22 protein-coding genes are annotated in these 19916 nt (G+C 71.8%); 9 read left to right on the top strand and 13 right to left on the bottom strand.

Annotation, left to right across the window (positions count from 1 at the left end; all coding sequences use genetic code 11):
• Positions 1 to 67 precede the first annotated feature (67 nt).
• Together GQQ93_RS07050 and GQQ93_RS07055 are read right to left on the bottom strand one after the other, a co-directional pair.
• Positions 68 to 1354 carry an adenylosuccinate synthase gene (locus tag GQQ93_RS07050; RefSeq protein ID WP_157423543.1) on the bottom strand — a complete coding sequence of 429 codons (1287 nt, stop codon included), beginning with the start codon at positions 1352 to 1354 and terminating at the stop codon, positions 68 to 70.
• Position 1355: 1 nt separating this feature from the next.
• Positions 1356 to 1901 (bottom strand): DUF3151 family protein, encoded by a 546-nt coding sequence (locus tag GQQ93_RS07055; protein WP_170296146.1) that lies wholly within the window; start codon positions 1899 to 1901, stop codon positions 1356 to 1358.
• 114 nt (positions 1902 to 2015) lie between these two features.
• Here GQQ93_RS07055 and argG point away from each other — a divergent pair, with 114 nt between their 5' ends.
• Complete coding sequence (argG, locus tag GQQ93_RS07060) at positions 2016 to 3446, top strand: argininosuccinate synthase (protein WP_157423545.1); 1431 nt, start codon at positions 2016 to 2018, stop codon at positions 3444 to 3446.
• A 60-nt stretch (positions 3447 to 3506) separates the two neighbouring features.
• Here the strand turns inward: argG and GQQ93_RS07065 are convergent, their stop codons facing one another.
• The 6 genes from GQQ93_RS07065 to GQQ93_RS07090 form a co-directional block, all read right to left on the bottom strand.
• Positions 3507 to 3851, bottom strand: coding sequence for a hypothetical protein (locus GQQ93_RS07065; protein ID WP_157423546.1), 345 nt, complete (start codon positions 3849 to 3851; stop codon positions 3507 to 3509).
• A gap of 150 nt (positions 3852 to 4001) precedes the next feature.
• Entirely contained in the window at positions 4002 to 4370 is a 369-nt protein-coding gene (locus tag GQQ93_RS07070) for a nuclear transport factor 2 family protein (RefSeq protein WP_157423547.1), read from the bottom strand.
• 91 nt (positions 4371 to 4461) lie between these two features.
• Positions 4462 to 5487 carry a magnesium/cobalt transporter CorA gene (gene corA, locus GQQ93_RS07075; protein ID WP_157423548.1) on the bottom strand — a complete coding sequence of 342 codons (1026 nt, stop codon included), beginning with the start codon at positions 5485 to 5487 and terminating at the stop codon, positions 4462 to 4464.
• A 4-nt stretch (positions 5488 to 5491) separates the two neighbouring features.
• Positions 5492 to 6124, bottom strand: coding sequence for an MSMEG_1061 family FMN-dependent PPOX-type flavoprotein (locus tag GQQ93_RS07080; protein WP_157423549.1), 633 nt, complete (start codon positions 6122 to 6124; stop codon positions 5492 to 5494).
• A gap of 9 nt (positions 6125 to 6133) precedes the next feature.
• Entirely contained in the window at positions 6134 to 6793 is a 660-nt protein-coding gene (locus tag GQQ93_RS07085) for a TrmH family RNA methyltransferase (RefSeq protein WP_157423550.1), read from the bottom strand.
• Positions 6794 to 6869: 76 nt separating this feature from the next.
• Positions 6870 to 7181 (bottom strand): hypothetical protein, encoded by a 312-nt coding sequence (locus GQQ93_RS07090; protein WP_157423551.1) that lies wholly within the window; start codon positions 7179 to 7181, stop codon positions 6870 to 6872.
• Positions 7182 to 7250: 69 nt separating this feature from the next.
• Between GQQ93_RS07090 and GQQ93_RS07095 the strand changes: the two genes are divergently transcribed.
• The 7 genes from GQQ93_RS07095 to GQQ93_RS07125 all read left to right on the top strand — a co-directional run bounded on the left by GQQ93_RS07095 (position 7251) and on the right by GQQ93_RS07125 (position 14383).
• Positions 7251 to 8684, top strand: coding sequence for an Nramp family divalent metal transporter (locus tag GQQ93_RS07095; protein WP_157423552.1), 1434 nt, complete (start codon positions 7251 to 7253; stop codon positions 8682 to 8684).
• A 139-nt stretch (positions 8685 to 8823) separates the two neighbouring features.
• On the top strand, positions 8824 to 10143 hold the full coding sequence (locus GQQ93_RS07100; protein ID WP_157423553.1) for an ATP-binding protein: 1320 nt from the start codon (positions 8824 to 8826) through the stop codon (positions 10141 to 10143).
• Between the two features lie 112 nt (positions 10144 to 10255).
• Positions 10256 to 10963 carry a metal-dependent transcriptional regulator gene (locus GQQ93_RS07105; protein ID WP_157423554.1) on the top strand — a complete coding sequence of 236 codons (708 nt, stop codon included), beginning with the start codon at positions 10256 to 10258 and terminating at the stop codon, positions 10961 to 10963.
• A gap of 49 nt (positions 10964 to 11012) precedes the next feature.
• Entirely contained in the window at positions 11013 to 11414 is a 402-nt protein-coding gene (locus GQQ93_RS07110; RefSeq protein ID WP_157423555.1) for a RidA family protein, read from the top strand.
• Positions 11415 to 11540: 126 nt separating this feature from the next.
• Positions 11541 to 12905, top strand: a complete 1365-nt coding sequence (locus tag GQQ93_RS07115) for a serine hydrolase domain-containing protein (RefSeq protein ID WP_246192165.1) — start codon at positions 11541 to 11543, stop codon at positions 12903 to 12905.
• Positions 12906 to 13001: 96 nt separating this feature from the next.
• Complete coding sequence (locus tag GQQ93_RS07120) at positions 13002 to 13796, top strand: HAD-IIA family hydrolase (protein ID WP_157423556.1); 795 nt, start codon at positions 13002 to 13004, stop codon at positions 13794 to 13796.
• 41 nt (positions 13797 to 13837) lie between these two features.
• Entirely contained in the window at positions 13838 to 14383 is a 546-nt protein-coding gene (locus tag GQQ93_RS07125) for a hypothetical protein (RefSeq protein ID WP_157423557.1), read from the top strand.
• A gap of 28 nt (positions 14384 to 14411) precedes the next feature.
• Here the strand turns inward: GQQ93_RS07125 and GQQ93_RS07130 are convergent, their stop codons facing one another.
• The gene (locus GQQ93_RS07130; RefSeq protein ID WP_157423558.1) at positions 14412 to 15419 is read right to left on the bottom strand and encodes an aldo/keto reductase; all 1008 of its coding nucleotides are present in this window, start codon (positions 15417 to 15419) and stop codon (positions 14412 to 14414) included.
• Positions 15420 to 15526: 107 nt separating this feature from the next.
• Here GQQ93_RS07130 and pdxR point away from each other — a divergent pair, with 107 nt between their 5' ends.
• Complete coding sequence (pdxR, locus tag GQQ93_RS07135) at positions 15527 to 17008, top strand: MocR-like pyridoxine biosynthesis transcription factor PdxR (RefSeq protein ID WP_157423559.1); 1482 nt, start codon at positions 15527 to 15529, stop codon at positions 17006 to 17008.
• Between the two features lie 33 nt (positions 17009 to 17041).
• Here pdxR and GQQ93_RS07140 read toward each other — a convergent pair whose 3' ends face one another.
• Genes GQQ93_RS07140 through GQQ93_RS07155 form a run of 4 tightly spaced genes read right to left on the bottom strand, consistent with a single transcriptional unit; the run spans position 17042 to position 19916 of the window.
• Complete coding sequence (locus tag GQQ93_RS07140) at positions 17042 to 17227, bottom strand: hypothetical protein (protein ID WP_157423560.1); 186 nt, start codon at positions 17225 to 17227, stop codon at positions 17042 to 17044.
• A gap of 48 nt (positions 17228 to 17275) precedes the next feature.
• Entirely contained in the window at positions 17276 to 17980 is a 705-nt protein-coding gene (locus GQQ93_RS07145; RefSeq protein ID WP_157423561.1) for an NUDIX hydrolase, read from the bottom strand.
• Positions 17981 to 18027: 47 nt separating this feature from the next.
• Positions 18028 to 18960, bottom strand: coding sequence for a nucleoside hydrolase (locus GQQ93_RS07150; RefSeq protein ID WP_157423562.1), 933 nt, complete (start codon positions 18958 to 18960; stop codon positions 18028 to 18030).
• The gene (locus tag GQQ93_RS07155) at positions 18957 to 19916 is read right to left on the bottom strand and encodes a ribokinase (protein WP_157423563.1); all 960 of its coding nucleotides are present in this window, start codon (positions 19914 to 19916) and stop codon (positions 18957 to 18959) included. Before GQQ93_RS07155 ends, GQQ93_RS07150 begins: the two co-directional genes overlap by 4 nt.

Below are 19916 nucleotides of genomic sequence, written 5' to 3' on the forward strand. Positions count from 1 at the left end.
TCACGGCTCCGATCGGCGCGAGCCGGCGGTATCCCCGGGCGGAAGTCGGGCGTGTCGCGGGCGCCCGTCAGCCGAGCAGGTCGTGCAGGGTGACGATCTCGTCGCGGCCGGGGCCGACGCCGATGGCCGAGATGCGCGAGCCGCTCATCGCCTCGAGTTCGCGCACGTACGACTGGGCGTTCGCAGGCAGGTCTGAGAACTCGCGGGCGCCCGAGATGTCCTCGGTCCAGCCGGGGAACTCCTCGTAGATCGGCTTCGCGTGGTGGAAGTCGGACTGCGAGACCGGGATCTCGTCGAAGCGCTGGCCGTCGACGTCGTAGGCGACGGCGACGGGGATGCGCTCGATACCGGTGAGCACGTCGAGCTTCGTGAGCACGAAATCGGTGACGCCGTTGATGCGCGCCGAGTACCGGGCGATCGGCGCGTCGTACCAGCCGGTGCGGCGCTTGCGCCCCGTCGTGGTGCCGAACTCGTGGCCCTGCTGGGTCAGGAAGTCGCCCCACTCGTCGAAGAGCTCGGTCGGGAAGGGGCCGGCGCCGACCCGGGTCGTGTACGCCTTGATCACCGCGATGACCCGGTCGATCTTGTTCGGTGCGATGCCGGAGCCCGTGATCGCCCCGCCGCTCGTCGCGTTCGACGAGGTGACGAAGGGGTAGGTGCCGTGATCGACGTCGAGCATCGTGGCCTGGCCGCCCTCGAAGAGCACCGTCTCGTCGCGCTCGAGCGCCTCGTGCAGCAGCAGCGCGGTGTCGGTGACCATCGGGCGCAGCCGGTCGACGTACGACAGCAGCTCGTCGACGACCTCGTCGACGCCGATGGCGCGTCGGTTGTAGATCTTCACGAGCAGGTGGTTCTTCTGGTCGAGGGCACCCTCGACCTTCTGCCGAAGGATGTTCTCGTCGAAGAGGTCTTGCATGCGGATGCCGACGCGGTTGATCTTGTCGGCGTACGACGGGCCGATTCCACGCCCGGTCGTGCCGATCTGGCGCTTGCCGAGGAAGCGCTCGGTCACCTTGTCGAGGGTGCGGTGGTACTGCGTGATGAGGTGGGCGTTCGCCGAGACCTTGAGCTTCGAGACGTCGACGCCACGGGCCTCGAGGCCCTCGAGCTCTTCGAAGAGCACCTCGATGTCGACGACGACGCCGTTCGCGATGACCGGCGTGACGCCGGGAGTCAGGATGCCGGACGGCAGCAGGTGCAGCGCGTACTTCTCGTCGCCGATGACGACGGTGTGACCCGCGTTGTTGCCGCCGTTGAACTTGACGACGTAGTCGAGGCGCGAGCCGAGCAGGTCGGTCGCCTTGCCCTTGCCCTCGTCGCCCCACTGTGCACCGATGAGTACGGCCGCGGGCATGTCAGTCCTCTCCTGTCGCGCCCTGCGCGACGGGTTCTTCGATCGGGTCTGCGGTGGGCGCGACGGTCGGGGCCGTCGGCGCGAACAGTGCGGCCGCCGAGACGACGGGCATCAGCTGCGTGGGGGTGAACTCGCTCGCGATGCGGGCGGGCGCCTCGGCGTCGGCGCTCGCGAGCTCGCCGGCGAGGCGGTCGGCGCGGTCGTCGAGCCCGAGTGCCGCGGCGGCACGGCGCTGCGTGTCGAGGGCGCGGAGGTAGGCACGGTTGGGCTCATCGGCCCAGGGCACGGCGCTGCCCTGCTCCCAACCGGAGGCGCTGAGCTGCTCTCGGGCGAGCTCGGCGGCGACGGCGGCGTACGCGTAGGCCTCGATCGCGCGCCCCTCGGAGTCGGCGAGGTCGGCGAGTTCGGTCCAGGCGAGGGGCGACGACGGATGCTCCGTGACGACCGCCGCGACGGAGGCGCGATCGGCCTCGGCCAGCGCCCGGCGAACCTCGGGTTCGTCGGCGAGCGACGCCTCGGGCCCGGGGGCTGATTCTTCTGGAGTCACACTCCACCTTATCGCGGGGCGTGTTTCGGGCCGGTGAAGCGGGGCTTCCGTCCGCCGCCGAAGGGCGAATACCGGCCGACGCACGCCCCGCCGGGCGCCGGTAGGCTGGAGCGCATGTCGAAAGTCCTCTCCAGCCTGCCCGTCGGCGAACGCGTCGGCATCGCCTTCTCCGGCGGCCTCGACACCTCGGTGGCGGTCGCGTGGATGCGCGAGAAGGGCGCCGTTCCCTGCACCTACACGGCCGACCTCGGCCAGCCCGACGAGCCCGACGTCGAGGCGGTGCCCGGGCGCGCACTCGAGTACGGTGCCGAGCTCTCGCGACTCGTCGACTGCCGGGCCGCGCTCGTCGAAGAGGGTCTCGTCGCACTGCAGTGCGGCGCCTTCCACATCCGCTCGGGCGGCAAGGCCTACTTCAACACGACGCCGCTCGGCCGGGCCGTCACGGGCACGCTGCTCGTGCGCGCCATGCTCGAAGACGGGGTCGACATCTGGGGCGACGGCTCGACCTACAAGGGCAACGACATCGAGCGGTTCTACCGCTACGGCCTCATGGCCAACCCGCGCCTGCGCATCTACAAGCCGTGGCTCGACGCCGAGTTCGTCACCGAGCTCGGCGGCCGCGCCGAGATGAGCGAGTGGCTGCAGCAGCGCGACCTCCCGTATCGCGCCTCCGCTGAGAAGGCCTACTCGACCGACGCGAACATCTGGGGCGCGACGCACGAAGCCAAGGTGCTCGAGGAGCTCGACGCCGGCATCACCACCGTCGAACCCATCATGGGCGTCAAGTTCTGGGACGAGTCGGTCGAGATCCCCACCGAAGACGTCACGGTCGCGTTCGAGCAGGGCCGCCCCGTCGCCCTCAACGGCGTGCGCTTCGACGACGCCGTCGCGCTCGTGCTCGAGGCGAACGCCATCGGCGGCCGCCACGGGCTCGGCATGAGCGACCAGATCGAGAACCGCATCATCGAGGCGAAGTCGCGCGGCATCTACGAGGCACCGGGCATGGCGCTGCTGCACATCGCCTACGAGCGTCTCGTCAACGCGATCCACAACGAAGACACCATCGCGAACTACCACAACGAGGGCCGCCGCCTCGGTCGGCTCATGTACGAGGGTCGCTGGCTCGACCCGCAGTCGCTCATGCTGCGCGAGTCGATCGTGCGCTGGGTCGCGTCGGCCGTCACGGGCGAGGTCACGCTGCGCCTCCGCCGCGGCGACGACTACACGATCATGAACACGACGGGCCCGGCCCTCAGCTACCAGCCCGAGAAGCTCTCGATGGAGCGGGTCGGCGACCAGGCGTTCGGCCCCGAAGACCGCATCGGGCAGCTCACGATGCGCAACCTCGACATCGCCGACTCGCGCGCCCGTCTCGAGCAGTACGCCCACCTCAACCTCGTGGGAGGTGCGACGGCGGCGCTCGTCGGCGACCTCGCGGCGGGTGGCGGCGCGGCCGAGATCCTCGCGGGTCCCGCCGAGAGCGACCTCGAGGCGGCGACCGACGCGGCGAACGAGGCCGCGGCGTTCGACCTCGGCACCGACTGAGCGGGCCGCAGACCGCTCGAACCTCACGACGGCCGACCGGGGCGACCCGGCCGGCCGTCGTCACTGCGGCGGACGCTCGTCCTCGACGCAGCCGTTCTCGGCGAAGTCGGGATCGCCGCGGCCCTCGACCCAGGTCGGCGTGCCGTGGTCGTCGTACCAGAACCCCGGGTACACGTCCTCCTCGTCCTGATGCTTGGCATGCGCCTTGACGACGGCGAGCTTGTCGGTCTCGATGTAGACGAACGGGTTCTTCGCGCTGTGCGTGGCGTGGCAGTACGGCACGCGGTGGTCGCCGCCGACCGGCGCGCTCGCGTTCGCCGCGACGCCGGCGCCGAGCACGCTCACGGCGAGGAACGGCAGGGCGGCTGCACCGGCGACGAGCCGGCGCGAGAGTGCTGTTGACATGGTGAGTCTCCCCTCTGACCCGATGACAGCCCCCAGCCAACACCGGGGCGGGCCCAGCGGCAATCCCGAGAACGGGGTACAGCGACCACGTGGCATCCGCAGATCTCTCAGGGCACGGCACACGTCGCCACCCCCGGAACGGGGGACGCCTCAGGCGGGGGTCTGCTGGTGCGCCGCGACGTGCCAGGCGCCGTCGTCGTAGAGGTAGGTGGTCGACATTCGGAGGTTCACCGTGTCGTCGCCGCGGCGCGCGACCGCCCGGTAGACGACGACGCCGGCTCGGTCGCCGAGGCGGATGACGGCGGGCTCGTGCAGCTCGTACCCGTCCCACGGGGGCGCGCTGCGGAACGCCGCGAGGATCTCGTCGCGGCCGAGCACCGCGCCCTCGACGACCATGAGCGCGTCGCGCGTCATCGCACGCTGGTAGTGCTCGCCTCCGCGCCCCTCGACCATCGCACGCCATCCGGCGTGCTCCTCGTGCAGCAGACGGGCGGGCAGATCGTCGGTGATCTCGGTCATGCCCCCACGCTAATCGCCATCGGATGCCTCGGGAAGGGCCACGTGCCACGTTCTCGCCCGACGCGGCGGCCGGCACGGGACATCCGCCCGATCACAACCAGTGCTTCGACTTGAAGATGAGGTACAGAATGAACCCCGAGACGAACATGAGCACGAGCGCGAACGGGTAGCCGGCGCCCCAACCGAGCTCGGGCATGTGCCGGAAGTTCATGCCGTAGATGCCGGCGACGAGCGACGGGGCGAAGAAGATCGCCGCCCAGCTCGAGATCTTCTTCGTCTGCTCGCTCTGCGCGACGCTCGTCTCGGTGAGCGCCTGCATGACGTCGTTCTGCTGCTGCGCGACGAGGGTCGCGTGCACGCTGAGCGCGTTCTGCAGGGTCTGCCGGTACTCCTCGGCGCGCTCGGTGATGCGGATGACGTGGTCGAGCACGTCGCGGAATGCTCGCCGGAGCTCGAGCTCGGGCTCGCCCTGGTCGTCGTGCAGTTCATCGCGGATCGTCTCGATCATCTCGCGCAGCGGCTTCACCGCGCGCTGGAACTCCATCACCTCGCCCGAGAGGTCGTAGATGCGCTTCGCGACCGCAGCATCGCCGCTGAAGAGCTGCTCCTCGATCTCGTCGATGTCGTTCTCGAGGCCCGCGACGACGGGGGCGTACTCGTCGACGATCTGGTCGACGACCGCGTAGAGCACCCCGATCGGCCCACGGGCGAGCAGCGGGGGCTCGGCCTCGAGCCGGGCACGGATGCGGCCGAGATCGGGCTTCTCGGCGTGGCGGATCGCGACCACGAACTCGCCGCCGACGAAGAGGTGCACCTCACCGAACTCGACCCGCTCGTCCTCGTCGAGGTAGCGGGCGGGTCGCAGCACCACGAAGCGGGTGTTTCCGTAGCGCTCGAGCTTCGCCCGCTGGTGGCCGGCGAGCGCATCCTCGACCGCGAGCTCGTGCAGGCCGAATTCCTCGGCGACGACGCCGAGCTCGGCGGCGTCGGGCCGGTAGAGGCCGATCCAGGCGAAGCCGCCTGCGTGCTGTTCGAGCGCCTCGAAGGTCTCGGCGAGCACGGCGGGCGAGGCGGCCCGCCGACCGCCGACGTAGATCGCGTTGTCGATGACCGTCACGGGCTCAACCGTAGATGTTCGCGGCGTAGCTCGGGCCGTAGTGCGCGTCGAGCTCCGCGAGCGAGTCGCCCGGCCGTTCGACGGCCTTCGAGATGAGCGCCCGACGCGGTGCGGCGTCGGGGGTCCACGTCTCGGGCTGCCAGGCCTGCGCGCGCAGGAACGCCTTCGAGCAGTGGAAGAAGACCTCATCGATGTCGACCACGATCGCGAGCAGCGGTCGGTTGCCGCGCACGACCCGGTCGTCGAAGAACGGGGCGTCGCGCACGATCGTCGCGCGGCCGTTGATGCGCAGGGTGTCGCCGCGGCCCGGGATCACGAAGAGCAGCCCGACGTGCGGGTTGCGCAGCAGGTTGTGGAATCCGTCGACCCTGCGGTTGCCCGCGCGCTCTGGGATCGCGATCGTGCGGTCGTCGAGCACGACGGCGAAACCGGCGGGGTCGCCCTTGGGCGAGACGTCGAGATCGCCCTCCGCGTCGCTCGTCGCGACGAAGGCGAGCGGAGCTGCGGCGAGCCAGGCGACGTCGACCTCGTGCAGGCGGTCGCGCGTCTTGTTCGCGGCGGTCGGCAGCGGCGCGCCGACGATCGCCTCGAGCTCGTCGACGGTGGTCACGGGGATGCCGCGGGCGTGATCGCTCATGCCGCCACGCTACTCGGGGGTCGCGTGGCTCAGGATCCACGAGTGCATCGCGATCGCCGCCGCCGCGCTCGCGTTGAGCGAGCGCGTCGAGCCGAACTGGGTGATCTCGACGAGGGCATCGGCGGCGGCGGCCGCCTCGGGCGAGAGCCCGGGCCCCTCCTGGCCGAAGAGCAGCACGCACCGCTCGGGCCAGGCGAACGCCTCGATCGGCACCGCGCCCTCGAGGTTGTCGAGGGCGATCACGGGCAGGGATGCCTCGCGCGCCCAGCGGGCGAACGCCGCGACATCCTCGTGGTACTGCACGTGCTGGTAGCGATCGGTGACCATCGCGCCGCGCTTGTTCCACCGACGTCGCCCGATGATGTGCACGGTGTCGGCCGCGAAGGCGTTCGCGCTGCGCACGATCGAGCCGATGTTCATGTCGTGCTGCCAGTTCTCGATCGCGACGTGGAAGCCGTGCCGGCGCTCGTCGAGGTCGGCGACGATCGCCTCCATGCGCCAGTACCGGTAGCGGTCGATGACGTTGCGGGTGTCACCGTGCTCGAGCAGTTCGGGGTCGTAGCGGGGGTCGTCGGGCCACTCGGCCTCGCCGCCGGGCCACGGCCCGACGCCGTGCTGCGGCAGGGTCGCCTCGGGTTCGGATGCCTCGGGGCCGACCTCGTCACTCACCCCTCAACGCTACCCGTGCACGTCCCGGGCGTGGGGTCGGCCGTCGGTCTCGGCCAGGTGTCGGCGGTCGGCGGCGTCAGCGCCGGCGGAATGGCCAGAACACGCGCCGGGGCGGCGTGATCGCGGCGGCGGCGCCGGTGGCGTTGACGTGCCCCGCACTCGGCGTCGCGCGCGGCGCATCCGTGGCCGGGTCGTCGACCGCCTCGTCGTCCATCGCGAGGTCGTCAGGGTCGCCTGCGAAGCCGAGTCGCCCAACCGGCTCGGCCTCTTCGAGCGGCGGGCGGCCGGCCTCGACCCAGCGAAGGTAGAGCGCGTAAGGATCGTCGTCCGCTCCGGGCGACGCCGCTTCGGACCGCGAGCGGGTTCGCCCGAATATTCGACCTCGCATCTTGCTCCCTTGCTCAACGATACGCGATGACGCCTTTTCGGTGTACCGAAATATTGATAGGTTTTCGGTATGCCGAAAACGCTCGACGACGAGATCGACACCCCCGCTCCCGCCCCGAACACGAGCGATACCGCCGGTCGGCGATCGCGCGACCCCTCCGTGCCGCGCGTCGCCTGGCTGATCGGCCCCGCGCTCGTCGCGGGCGTCGCCTACCTCGACCCCGGCAACGTCGCGAGCAACATGACCGCGGGCGCCCAGTACGGGTACCTGCTCGTCTGGGTCGTCGTGCTCGGCAACGTGATGGCGTGGCTCATCCAGTACCTGTCGGCGAAGCTCGGCATCGTCACGGGCCGCAGCCTCCCCGAGGTCCTCGGCGGGCGCATCCGCAACCGCTGGGGCCGCCGCGCCTACTGGCTGCAGGCCGAGCTCGTCGCCATGGCGACGGACCTCGCCGAGGTCATCGGCGGCGCCGTCGCCCTCAACCTGCTGTTCGGGGTGCCGCTGATCTGGGGCGGCCTCATCACGGGCGCCGTCTCGATCGCGCTGCTCGTGCTGCAGTCGCGGCGCGGCCCGCGCACCTTCGAGTTCGTCATCATCGGCCTGCTGGCGATCATCGCGATCGGGTTCACCGTCGGCGTCTTCGTCGCGCCTCCCGACCCGGCCGGGCTCCTCGGCGGGCTCGTGCCGCGCTTCGCCGACGCGAACTCGGTGCTGCTCGCGGCATCCATTCTCGGTGCGACGATCATGCCGCACGCGATCTACGCGCACTCGGCGCTCTCTCGCGACCGTTTCGCGACGCGACGCGGCGAGCAGGCGGGGCAGGCTGGCCGTACGGGCGCGCCGCTCGGCGGTGCCCCCACGGTGCGGCCGACCGCCTGGCACGGCTTCGGCATCCGCCGCGGCACCGACGCCGCACCCGAACTCGCGCCGGGCACCGCGACCGCCGTGCCGACCGACGTGCTCGTGCGGGCCACCCGCTGGGACGTCTCGATCGCGATGGCGATCGCCGGCACGGTCAACCTCTGCATCCTGCTGCTCGCCGCCGTGAACCTCGCGGGCGTCGAGGGCACCGACAGTCTCGAAGGCGCGTACGCCGCGCTCGGCACCGCGCTCGGCCCGGCCATCGCGACGCTCTTCGCCGTCGGCCTCCTCGCCTCGGGGCTCGCCTCGACCTCGGTCGGCGCGTACGCCGGCGCCGAGATCATGTACGGGCTGCTGCACGTGCGGGTGCCGCTCATCCTGCGCCGCCTCGTCACGCTCGTGCCCGCCCTCGTCATCCTCTGGCTCGGCTTCGACCCGACGCTCTCGCTCGTGCTCAGCCAGGTGGTGCTCTCGTTCGGCATCCCCTTCGCGCTCATTCCGCTCGTCGCGCTGACGGCGAAGGCGGGCGTGCTCGGCCGCTGGCGCAACCACTGGTCGACGACCGCGGCGGGGGTCGCCGCCTCGGTGTTCCTCATCGCACTCAACGGCGTGCTGCTCTGGCTGGTGTTCACCGGGGCGTGACGTCGCACCCTCGCAGAACTGCCGCAGATCTTTCCGTCAGGGCAACACTCGCGAGAGTTTCGTCCGCGGAGGACGTCACACAGACCGTCCGCGCCCGGGTGCTCACCTACGCTGCTGGAACCCACGGATGGAGGACATCATGACCGGCTGGCGGCTGCGCGAGTTCCACAACGACGACCTCGACGGCATCCTGCACCTCTGGGAGGCGCAGCGGCAGTCGTCGCACGAGCCCGTCTACGACCTCAGCGAGGTGATCGCCTCCTGCCAGAAGGACCACGCGGTCGTCGCGGTGCACGGCGACGAGATCATCGGCGCCGCCGTCGGCCGTGCCGCGCACGATCAGGGCTGGGTCGTCTTCTTCGCGATCGCCGACGACTGGCGCCACCGCGGCATCGGCTCGGCGATGCTCGCCGCGCTCGAGAAGCGCATGGCGCCGCACGGACTCACGAAGCTCTCTGCGCTCATTCCCGAGAACGAGAGCCGGGTCGACGCCTTCGCCAACCAGGGCTTCGAGCTCAAGCACCAGCTGCGCTACTTCGAGCGCCGCATCCCCGTGCAGCGGCAGGAGCTGAGCTCGCTCGCCGAGCTCGGCGGGCGCCTGCTGCCGCGCACCCTCTGGGAGTCGGTGGCGGGCATGCGCCGCGAGAAGGAGATCCTCGAGCAGCGCCTCGTGCTGCCGCTCGCCGAGCCCGACCTCGCCGAGCGCTACGGCGTGGTGCCTCCGCGGGCGGTCGTGCTGTTCGGTCCGCCCGGCACGGGCAAGACGACGTTCGCGAAGGCGATCGCCTCGCGGCTCGAGTGGTCGTTCGTCGAGGTGTTCCCCTCTCGGCTCGCCGCCGACCCCGGCGGGCTCGCGGGGGCGCTGCGCGACACGTTCACGAAGATCTCCGAGCTCGAGCACGCGGTGGTGTTCATCGACGAGGTCGAGGAGATCGCGGCGCAGCGCTCGGGCGAGCCGCCGTCGCCGTTGCAGGGCGTCACGAACGAGCTGCTGAAGATCATCCCCGCGTTCCGCGAGCAGCCGGGGCGCCTGCTCGTGTGCGCGACGAACTTCATCCGGGCGCTCGACAGCGCCTTCCTCCGGCACGGCCGGTTCGACTACGTGATCCCGATCGGGCTGCCCGACGAGGCGGCCAGGCACGCGATCTGGCAGCGCTACGTGCCCGAGCAGGTGGCCGACGCCGTCGACCTCGACCTGCTCGTCGAACGCACCGCCGGGTTCTCCCCCGCCGACATCGAGTTCGCCGCGCGCAGCGCCTCGCAGCGGGCGTTCGAGACGGCGGTGCGCGACGGCGCGGCGGGCGCGGATGCCTCGAGCGACGCGTCGGACGTGGCATCCGAACCCGCCGGCCCGAGCACGGCCGACTACCTCGAGGCCATCGCCGGAACCCGCACGACGGTGTCGGCCGAGACCGCCGACGCGTTCCTCGAGGACATCGAGCGGCTCGCCCGCGTCTGAGCGGCGCCGCCCGAGGCATCCATCTCGTCGGCCCGCGCTACCGCGCGAAAGGGCGCGAAGCCGCGCGCGCGGGCACGGAGCTCACGGCACGAGCGTCGCTAGGCTGGATCCGATGCCAGCCAGCAAGAACCCCGCGATCGAGGACTACCTCAAGACGGTGTACTCCCACACCGAGTGGCAGCCCGACCCCATCACGCCCTCGCAGCTCGCGGGCAAGCTCGGCGTCGCGCCGTCGAGCGTCACCGAGATGGTGAAGAAGATGGCCGCGCAGGGCCTCGTCGCGCACGTGCCGTACGGTCCGCTGCGGCTCACCGACGAAGGTCGTGAGCGCGCGATCGCCGTGGTGCGCCGGCACCGGCTCATCGAGACCTGGCTCGTGCGCGAGATGGGCTACGGCTGGGACGAGGTGCACGACGAGGCCGAGGTGCTCGAGCACGCGCTGAGCGATCGGCTGCTCGAGCAGATCGACCTGCGGCTCGGCCGACCGTCGCGCGACCCGCACGGCGATGCCATCCCCGCGGCCGACGGCACGATCCAGGTCGAGCCGTTCCTGCGCCTCGACGGGGCGCCCGCAGGCCACGCCGGCCGGGTGCTGCGCATCAGCGACCGCGACCCCGAGGGGCTCCGCGCCCTCGCCGCGGCCGGCATCGCGCCCGGCGTCGGCATCGAGGTCGAGAACCCCGATGCCTCCGGCGAGCGCGTGCTCATCAGGCTGGCCCCGCACGACGACGACCTCGACGGCGGCGGCGATGCGGCGGCTGAGGCATCCCCGATCGAACTGACCGCCGAGGCGGCGGCCGAGATCTGGGTGACGGGCTGACGACGGCCCGCCCGCCGCGTCGCTCCGCCATCCATGCCGAGGAGAACGAATGACCGAGGTCACCCTCATCCGCTCCGCATCGCTCTGCGCCGCGCCGTACGCGTACGCGGCGACCGCGCCGACCGATGCACGGCTCGTGTTCCTCGCGGGCGCGTGCCCGCTGAATGAGGACGGCTCCACCGCCGGGCTCGGCGACATCGCCACCCAGGCGGCGAAGTGCGTCGAGAACCTGCGCGCAGCCCTCGCCGACGCGGGTGCCGAGCTGAGCGACGTCATCAGCACCCGGGTGCTCGTCGCGTCGACCGATCGAGCCGACCTCGGCACGGCGTGGGACGTCGTCCACGACGCATTCGGAGCGCACGACGTGCCGAGCACGCTGCTCGGGGTGACCGTGCTCGGATACGAGGGCCAGCTCGTCGAGATCGAGTCCGTCGCCGCGGTTCGCGACTGAGCGCACATCGGCCACGACCGACCGTCGCACAGCCGTCGTCGAAGGTGCACATCGATCGAGCGGTTCCGCCGTGGATTTCCCCAGTTGATGAACGAAAACGGGTGCGGCGGCTGTTAGCATCCCGCCGTGCGCATTCTCCGCAGGACACTGGTCGTCCTCCTCGTCGTCGTGCTCGTTCTCGTGGCGGGTGCCGTCGCCGTCTACTGGTGGCAGCGTCCGATGCTGCGCACCGGCACGGGCTACGCGGCGCACAACGCCTGCGCCGTGACCGAGGTGGCCGGTCGCGACGATCCCGCGAGCGATCTGCCGTCGAACCCGCTCGTGCCCTACCTCCAGGTCGACGTCGACCGCGAGCAGGCCGTGACGACCGGGTCGCTGCTCGGCCTGCTCGCCGCCCAGAAGGCCTGGTTCACGCCCGGTTTCGGCTGCACGCTCGCAGACGACGCCCCCGAGTTCGGCGAGGCGTCGACGGTGACGAGCGAGGGCAACCCGTTCGTGGATGCCGCGGCGCCCGCGCCGTCCGACGAACTCGACGCCGCCCTCGCGGCCGCGTTCGGCGACGAGCTCTCCGAAGCCGACGCCGCAGCGCTCGGCACCCGCGGCGTGGTCGTCGCGAAGGGCGGCGAACTCGTCGCAGAGCGCTACGCCCACGGCTTCGACGCCGAGACCCCGCAGCTCGGCTGGTCGATGTCGAAGAGTGCGACGAGCCTCATCGCCGGCATGCTCGCGCAGCAGGGCGAGATCTCCCTCGACGACGCGGGCCTGCGCCCCGAGTGGAGCGACGAGCGCGCCGACATCACCGTCGAGCAGCTGCTGCGCATGACGAGCGGCCTCGAGTGGGACGAGACGTACGACCTCGGCACCCCGATCACGCAGATGCTCTACAACGAGGGCGACATGGCCGGCTACGTCGCGGGCCTGCCCCTCGAGAGCACGCCCGGCACCGTGCAGGAGTACTCGAGCGGCTCGACGACGCTGCTCTGCTCGATCCTCGCCGAACGCACCGGTCTCGGCGCCGACCTGCCGCGGCAGACGCTGCTCGGCGCGCTCGGACTCTCGTCGGCGACATTCGAGCCCGACGCGGCCGGCACGCCCGTGTGTTCCTCGTACCTCTGGGCGACGCCGCGCGACTGGGCCGCGATCGGCCAGTTCGCGCTGCAGAACGGCGAGTGGAACGGCGAGCAGCTGCTGCCGGCCGACTGGATGGCCGAGAGCCTCGAGGTGCTGCCGGTCGACGCGACCGACGACCCCGGGTACGGCATGGGCTGGCGCGTCAACGTGCTCGCCGACGGCAGCCTGCGCTGGCCCGAGCTGCCCGAAGACACCTTCTACGCCTCGGGCCACGACGGTCAGAAGGTCATCGTCGTGCCGTCGGAAGACCTCGTGGTCGTGCGCATGGGCTTCACGCCCGAGGTCGACGACGAGCCGAGCGAGGTGCAGCTCGTCGCCGACGTGATCGCGGCGCTCGCGTCCGACCCGTCGGTGGAGTAGCGCGAAGCGCGTCTCGAGACCACGGGGTCGCAGCGGGGCATCCGCTCGTCACCTCGCCGTCATCGCACGGTGACACGCGCGGCCTAGGCTTGACCCATGGGACGACGTGACGAAGTCGAGTGCTGGCTGACCGACATGGACGGCGTGCTCGTGCACGAGAACCACGCCCTGCCGGGCGCCGCCGAGCTGCTGCAGCAGTGGGAGGACGCGGGCACCCCGTACCTCGTGCTCACGAACAACTCGATCTTCACGGCGCGCGATCTCTCGGCACGCCTGCGTTCGAGCGGGCTCAACGTGCCCGAGGACCGCATCTGGACCTCGGCGCTCGCGACCGCCGACTTCCTCAAGCAGCAGCTGCCCGGCGGCTCGGCATTCGTGATCGGCGAGGCCGGCATCCTCACCGCACTGCACGATGCGGGCTACATCATGACCGAGACGAACCCCGACTTCGTCGTCGTCGGCGAGACCCGCAACTACTCCTTCGAGGCGATCACCAAGGCGATCCGCCTGATCGACCGGGGGGCGCGCTTCATCGTCACGAATCCGGATGCCACGGGCCCGAGCGCCGACGGTCCGCTCCCCGCGACCGGGGCGATCGCGGCGCTCATCACGAAGGCGACCGGCAAGGAGCCGTACGTGGTCGGCAAGCCGAACCCGATGATGTTCCGCTCGGCGCTGAACAAGATCGGCGCGCACTCCGAGAACACCGCGATGATCGGCGACCGCATGGACACCGACATCGTCGCCGGCATCGAGGCCGGCCTGCACACCGTGCTCGTGCTCACGGGCATCAGCGACCAGGCCGAGATCGAGAAGTACCCGTTCCGGCCCGACGAGATCCTGTCGGGCGTCGCCGACCTGGTCGGCGAACAGGCCGAGACCGAACTCTGACCGCAGCCGTCTCCGAACCGCATCTCCCGAAGGGCACCATCATGATCGAACTCACCGACATCGACCTCGACGACGACGGCGAACTCAGTGCCGTCGTCTCCCTGCCCGGCGATCGCCAGGTCGCGGTGCTCTTCGCCCTCGACGACGGCGAGGAGCTCGAGCAGGCGGTGATGCTCGCCACCGCGCAGCGCGCGCTCACCCCGCTCACGGCCGAGTCGCTCGACCGACTCGAGCAGGAGATCGTCCGCGAACTCGTCGACTCGGAGTTCGAGGGCGGCGAGCAGGCCGCGACCGACGACGACTACACCGAGCTCGCCGACGAGCTCGAGCTGCAGGGTGCGATCGTGTCGAGCGACGCCACGCTCGTGCTCGTCTACGAGGCGCCGACGCAGTACGCCGGCCTCGTGATCTATGCGCAGCTCGACGAGGACCTCGAGATCGAGGTGCTGAGCGTCGCCGAGACCGACGAGGACGAGCTCGACGACGACGAGGTGGACGCCGAGGTGATCGAGTTCGAGTCGGTCGACGCGTTCGTCGAGGTCATCAGCGACGCGCCCGACGCCGACGGGGTCGAGCGGCGCGACTGACGCCACCCGCCCGACCCCGGCCTCGCGGCTACGCCGCGAGCGGCGCCTCCTCGGGGTCGGCGTCGAGCCGCGCCCGCACCTCGGGGTCGAGGTCGAGCTCGGCGGCGCCGAGCACCTCCTCGAGCTGGGCGACGCTCGACGGCCCCGCCACGGGGATGACGGGCACCTCGCGGCCGAGGAGCCAGGCGAGTGCGACCTGGTTCGGCGTCGCGCCGAGGTCGCGGGCGACCTCGCGCAGCAGCGCGATGCGCGCGTGCGTCGTCGGGTGGTTGACGCCGCCCCAGAGCTTCTTGTCGTTCCGCGTGAACGCACCCTGGTGCAGCGGCGAGTACGCGGTCACGGCGAGTGGCGGGCGGCCGTCGACCCCCGTGGATGCCGCATACGAGAGCAGCTCGGGCGTCACGAAGTTCTGCCGGCCGAGCTTCGGCGCGGGGTAGACGTAGCTGTACTGCTGCTGCACGAGTCCGTAGGGCGCGATGCCCTGGCGGATCGCCTCCTCGCGCGCCTCGACGATGCGCCAGAGGGCGACGTTCGAGATGCCGGCCACGCCGATGAGCCCCTCCTCCTGCAGGGCGCCGAAGGCGCCGACGGTCTCGGCGAGCGGGGTCTCGAGGTCGTCGACGTGCCCGTAGACGACGTCGAGGTGGTCGACCCCGAGGTGCTTCGCGCTCTCGCGGGCCTCCCAGTCGATCGTCGCCGCGCCGAGCCCCTGGAAGTTCGTCGGCGGCGTGTTCGAGAGCGGCAGCGCCGGGTCGGCCTTGGCGGCGCCGAGCTTCGTGGCGATGCGCAGCCGGTCGCGCACACCGCGCGACTTCAGCCAGCGGCCGAGGAGGTCCTCGCTGTCGCGGCCGTAGCCGCCGTCCCAGAAGCTGTAGTTGTTCGCGGTGTCGACGAAGGTACCGCCGGCCTCGACGAAGCGGTCGAGGATCGCGAACGAGGTCGCCTCGTCGATCTTGGTGCCCATCTGCATGGTGCCGAGGCAGATCGTCGAGACGTCGAAGCTCGTGCGGCCGTTGCCGATCGTGCGGTATCGCATGGGATGTTCCTCCGTTGGTGTGGGTGACGTCGTCCAGCGTAGGAATCGATCGGTTCGGGCATACACTCCAATCACGACGCCGTTGACCAGACCAATCGAGAGACCGGATGCCACGATCCCGCCCCGCACCGGGCCCCGCCCTCGCCTGGGAGACCCTCATCGATCTCGGCACGGGGCCCGCGCCACTGCGCGATCGGCTCGAGGGCGCCATCCGCGACGCCGTCACGAGCGGGCGCGCCCCGGCCGGTGCAGCTCTGCCGCCGAGCCGGGGTCTCGCCGAGACGCTCGGGGTCTCGCGCTGGGTCGTCACCGAGGCCTACGGGCAGCTCGTCGCCGAGGGCTTCCTCGAGGCGACGGTCGGCTCGGGCACGCGCGTGCCCGCCACCGTTGCTTCTGCAGGAGATCTGACGCGAGGCGCGCCCACAGCAGACCATGGCGCCCATTCTCCTGCAGAAGCAGCGAAGGGTTCTGGGCTGCGCCCCGAGTACCGGCGACCGCCCTTCGATCTCGGGCCGGGGGTGGCCGACCTGCGGCACGCGCCGCGCGCGCGATGGGCGGCGGCCGTGCGCCATGCCCTGGAGGTGCTGCCCGACGCCGAGTTCTCGGTCGTCGATCGGCTGGGGCATCCGAGCGCCCGCACCGCGGTCGCCGACTACCTCGCGCGTTCGCGCCGCGCCGTCGCCGCGCCCGACGACGTCGTGATCACGCACGGCGCGACCGATGGCATGACCGCGGTGGTCGCCGGGCTCCGCGCTGCAGGGCACCGATCGATCCTCGTCGAGGACCCGAGCTGGTCGCGCCTGCGCGAGGTCGCCGCCGCGGCCGGGCTCACGCCCGTGCCTGTGCCGGTCGACCGCGACGGGATCGACGTCGACCGGCTCGTCGCCGCCGCGGCGCGGACGGGCGCCCGCGCCGCGCTCATCACGCCGGCGCACCAGTTCCCGCTCGGCGCGGCGCTCTCACCGGCCCGCCGCGACGCGATCGTGCGCTGGGTGGCCGAGCGCGACGGCGTGCTCATCGAGGACGACTACGACGCCGAGTTCCGCTACGACCGGCGCCCGATCGCCGCCCTGCAGAGCCTCGCGCCCGAACGGATCGTGCTCGTGGGCTCGCTCTCGAAGTCGATGGCACAGGCGTACGGGCTCGGCTGGGCGCTCGCGCCCGCAGGACTGCGGGAGCGAGTGCGTCTCGCCGAACGACCACGCCCCTCGACGCTCGAGCAGACGGCGCTCGCGCGGTTCATCGAGTCGGGCGATCTCGAACGGCACCTCCGGGCTGCGCGCGGCCGGTTCAAGCGCCGCCGCGCGGCGCTGCTCGCCGCGCTCGCCCGCGAGCTGCCAGAGCTCGAGGTGACGGGCATCGCCGCGGGCATGCACGCGGTGCTCGCGCTGCCGCCGAACGTTCGGGCGAGCGAGGTCGTCGTGGCGGCGGCCGAGTCGGGCATCGCCGTCTCGGACCTCGCTCGCTACCGGGCGACCGGCGCGCAGGCCTCGCCCGAGGCGCTCGTCGTCGGATACGGCAACCTCTCGGACGCGCTGGTCGACGACGCCGTGGCACGGCTCGCCGGCGTCATCCGTTCGCTCGCCTGAGTGCGCCGCCGACGCACGCGGCCTGCGCGAGGTTCAGTTGCCGAACGTCGACCAGAAGGTGCCGCGCGCCTTGTCGCGCTCGACGTCGAGCATGCCCTCGGCGGCGTCGCGGTTGCGCCCGCGGATCTTCTCCGAGCCGCGCCGGAGCGAGAACGCCCACTGCGTGACGACCCACGCCACGACCACGACGCCGATGAACACCCACCCGGTCCAGTCCACGATGCCCTCCCCGTCGAAGTCCTCCGGGTCTACGTGCAGCTGCCGAGCTCAGGGCGTGAGCTCGAACTCGTGCTCCGGATCCCACGGCTCGGCCCAGCCGAGCCGGTCGAGCATGCGGTCGAGCACGAGCCCCGTGAACCCCCACACGAGGTGCTGCTGGCCGGCGACCGTCGGCAGGAACCCCGGCCCGCGCCACTCCTGCCCGGCTCTGCGGGCCACGGTCGTGTAACGGTTCGCCGGGTTCACGAGGTCGGCGACCGGGGTTCGGAACACCGCCGACGACTCGCCGACGTCGACCACCCCGACCGGTGATTGCGCCCGCCACCACCCGAGCACCGGCGTCACGAGGTGCCCCGAGTACGGCACCGGGATCGACGGCAGGGCGCCGAGCACCTCGACGCCGTCGCTGTCGAGCCCGGTCTCCTCGCGCGCCTCGCGGAGTGCCGCGTCGATCGGCCCACGATCATCGGGATCGACCCGACCACCCGGGAACGCGACCTGCCCCGCGTGCGAGCGCAGCGTCTCCGCCCGGGCGAGCAGCAGCACGTCGAGGTCGCGCGGCACGGCGCGATCGTGCGCTTCGTGATCGCTCGGCAGTTCGTCGAGCACCCCGAAGAGCACCAGCACGGCGGCGTCGCGCAGTTCGACGTCGCCGAACCGCTCGTCGTCGGGCCAGTCGGCGAAGAGCCCCGCGTCGCGTGCGAGCGCGGCCAGCTCGTCGCGGGCGGCTCCGGCCCCGGCAGGTGCGGTCACCCTCCTGAGGCTACCCGCGCCGAGGCCCCTCCGCGCGGTGCGCCGCGTCAGGCGAGGTTCGCCACGGCGGTCTCGACGAGGCCCCAGAACCGCTCGACGTCGAGATCCACGGCGACCTGCGCATTCGGCTCGCGCCGGAGCATCCCGTCGAAGTCGACGCTCGTGGCACCGAGCGTCTCGGTGCCGGCGAGTTCGACGTCGAGGCGGGTGCGGCGAAGCGTCACGACCTCGGGGGCGACGAGCACCGCGACGGCGACCGGATCGTGCAACGGGCCGTCGGGCATGCCGAAGACCTCGTCGTTGGTGCGGCAGAAGAACTCGAGCAGTTCCTCGCCGAACGCGGCGGTGCGGGTGCCGGTCGCCGCGAGGCGGTCGCGCACCGCCTGCGTCACGAGCGCCCGATGGGTGACGTTCAGCCCGACCATCGTGAAGTCGACGCCGCTGCGCACCACGAGGTCGAGCGCGTCGGGGTCGACCCAGGCGTTGAACTCGGCGTACGGAGTGGCGTTGCCGCGCTCGGTCGAGCCGCCCATCCAGACGATCCTGGCGATGCGCGGGGCCAGTTCGGGCCGGTCCCGCAGCAGGATCGCCACGTTCGTGAGCGGGCCCGTCGCGATGATCGCGACCGGCTCCTCAGCCGCCAGCAGCGTGTCGGCGATGAGCTCGGTCGCCCCGCGCGCCTCGAGCGGCACCGTCGCCTCGGGCAGCTCGGGCCCGCCGAGCCCGTTCTCGCCGTGGATCCACTCGGCGGTCTCGAGCTCGCGCACGAGCGGCGCGGCGGCGCCCGCCGCGACCGGCACCCCCGTGACGCCGGCGACGGTCAGCGCGATGCGCGCGTTGCGGCTCGTGTGCTCGAGGGCGACGTTGCCGCCCACGGTGCTCACGGCGCGAAGATCGAGGGCCGGATGCCCCGCGGCGAGCCACAGGGCGAAGACGTCGTCGTGTCCGGGGTCGCAGTCGACGATCACGGGCAGGGTCATGCGAGCGGGGCTCCTTCGTCGTCGAGCGCTGCGGCGGCGAGCACCGTCGCACGGGGGGCGTACGAGTCGACCGTGCCGCGCGCCTGCACGGCGAGGGCACCGGCGGCGACGGCGATGCGCATCGACTCGGCGAGACCGCGACCCTCGGCGAGGAACGCCGCGAGCGTGCCCGTGAAGCAGTCACCGGCTCCGGTCGTGTCGACGGCGACGACCTCGGGCGCAGGCTCGGCCCAATCGCCCTCGGGAGACGCCCCGACCGCACCCGCCGCACCGAGCGTCACGACCACCGAGCGCGCGACCCGGCCGACCGCGGATGCCGCGTGCGGGCGCCACTCGTCGAGCGGGGCGCCGGCCGCGACCTCCGCGCCGATGCCGATCGCCCGGGCCTCGTGCTCGTTGACGACGAGCGGATCGCACACCGCGAGTGCTGCGGCGGAGACCGCGACGGGCGGCGCGAGGTTCACGACGAGGCGCACTCCGAGCGCCGCGCAGTGCTCGACCAACCGCTCGATCGTCGCGATCGGGAGCTCACCCTGGCTGAGCACGAGGGCGGCCGATGCGAGGCGTTCACGCTCGGTGTCGAGCGACTCGGGGTCGAGCGCCAGGTTCGCCCCGCCCGTGACGATGACCGTGTTCTCGCCCGAATCGGCGACCGTGATCTGCGCGACGCCGGTCGGGGCATCCGCGACCTGCCCGATGCCTGCGGTCGCGAGACCGAGGCGCTCGAGTACGCCGAGCGCGAGCGCGGCGTTCGCGTCGTCGCCGAGCCGCGCGACGAGGTCGACCTCGGCGCCGGCCAGGTGGGCGGCGACCGCCTGGTTCGCGCCCTTGCCGCCGAGCGCCGTGCGGAAGGCGCGAGACGTCACCGTCTCGCCGGGTGCCGGGAACCGCTCGACGTAGCTCGTGGCGTCGACGTTCAGGGAGCCGACGACGACGACGCGGGCGCCGCGCGCCAA

Origin of the sequence: Agromyces lapidis, assembly GCF_009749405.1 — a bacterium.
Lineage (GTDB): Bacteria > Actinomycetota > Actinomycetes > Actinomycetales > Microbacteriaceae > Agromyces > Agromyces lapidis.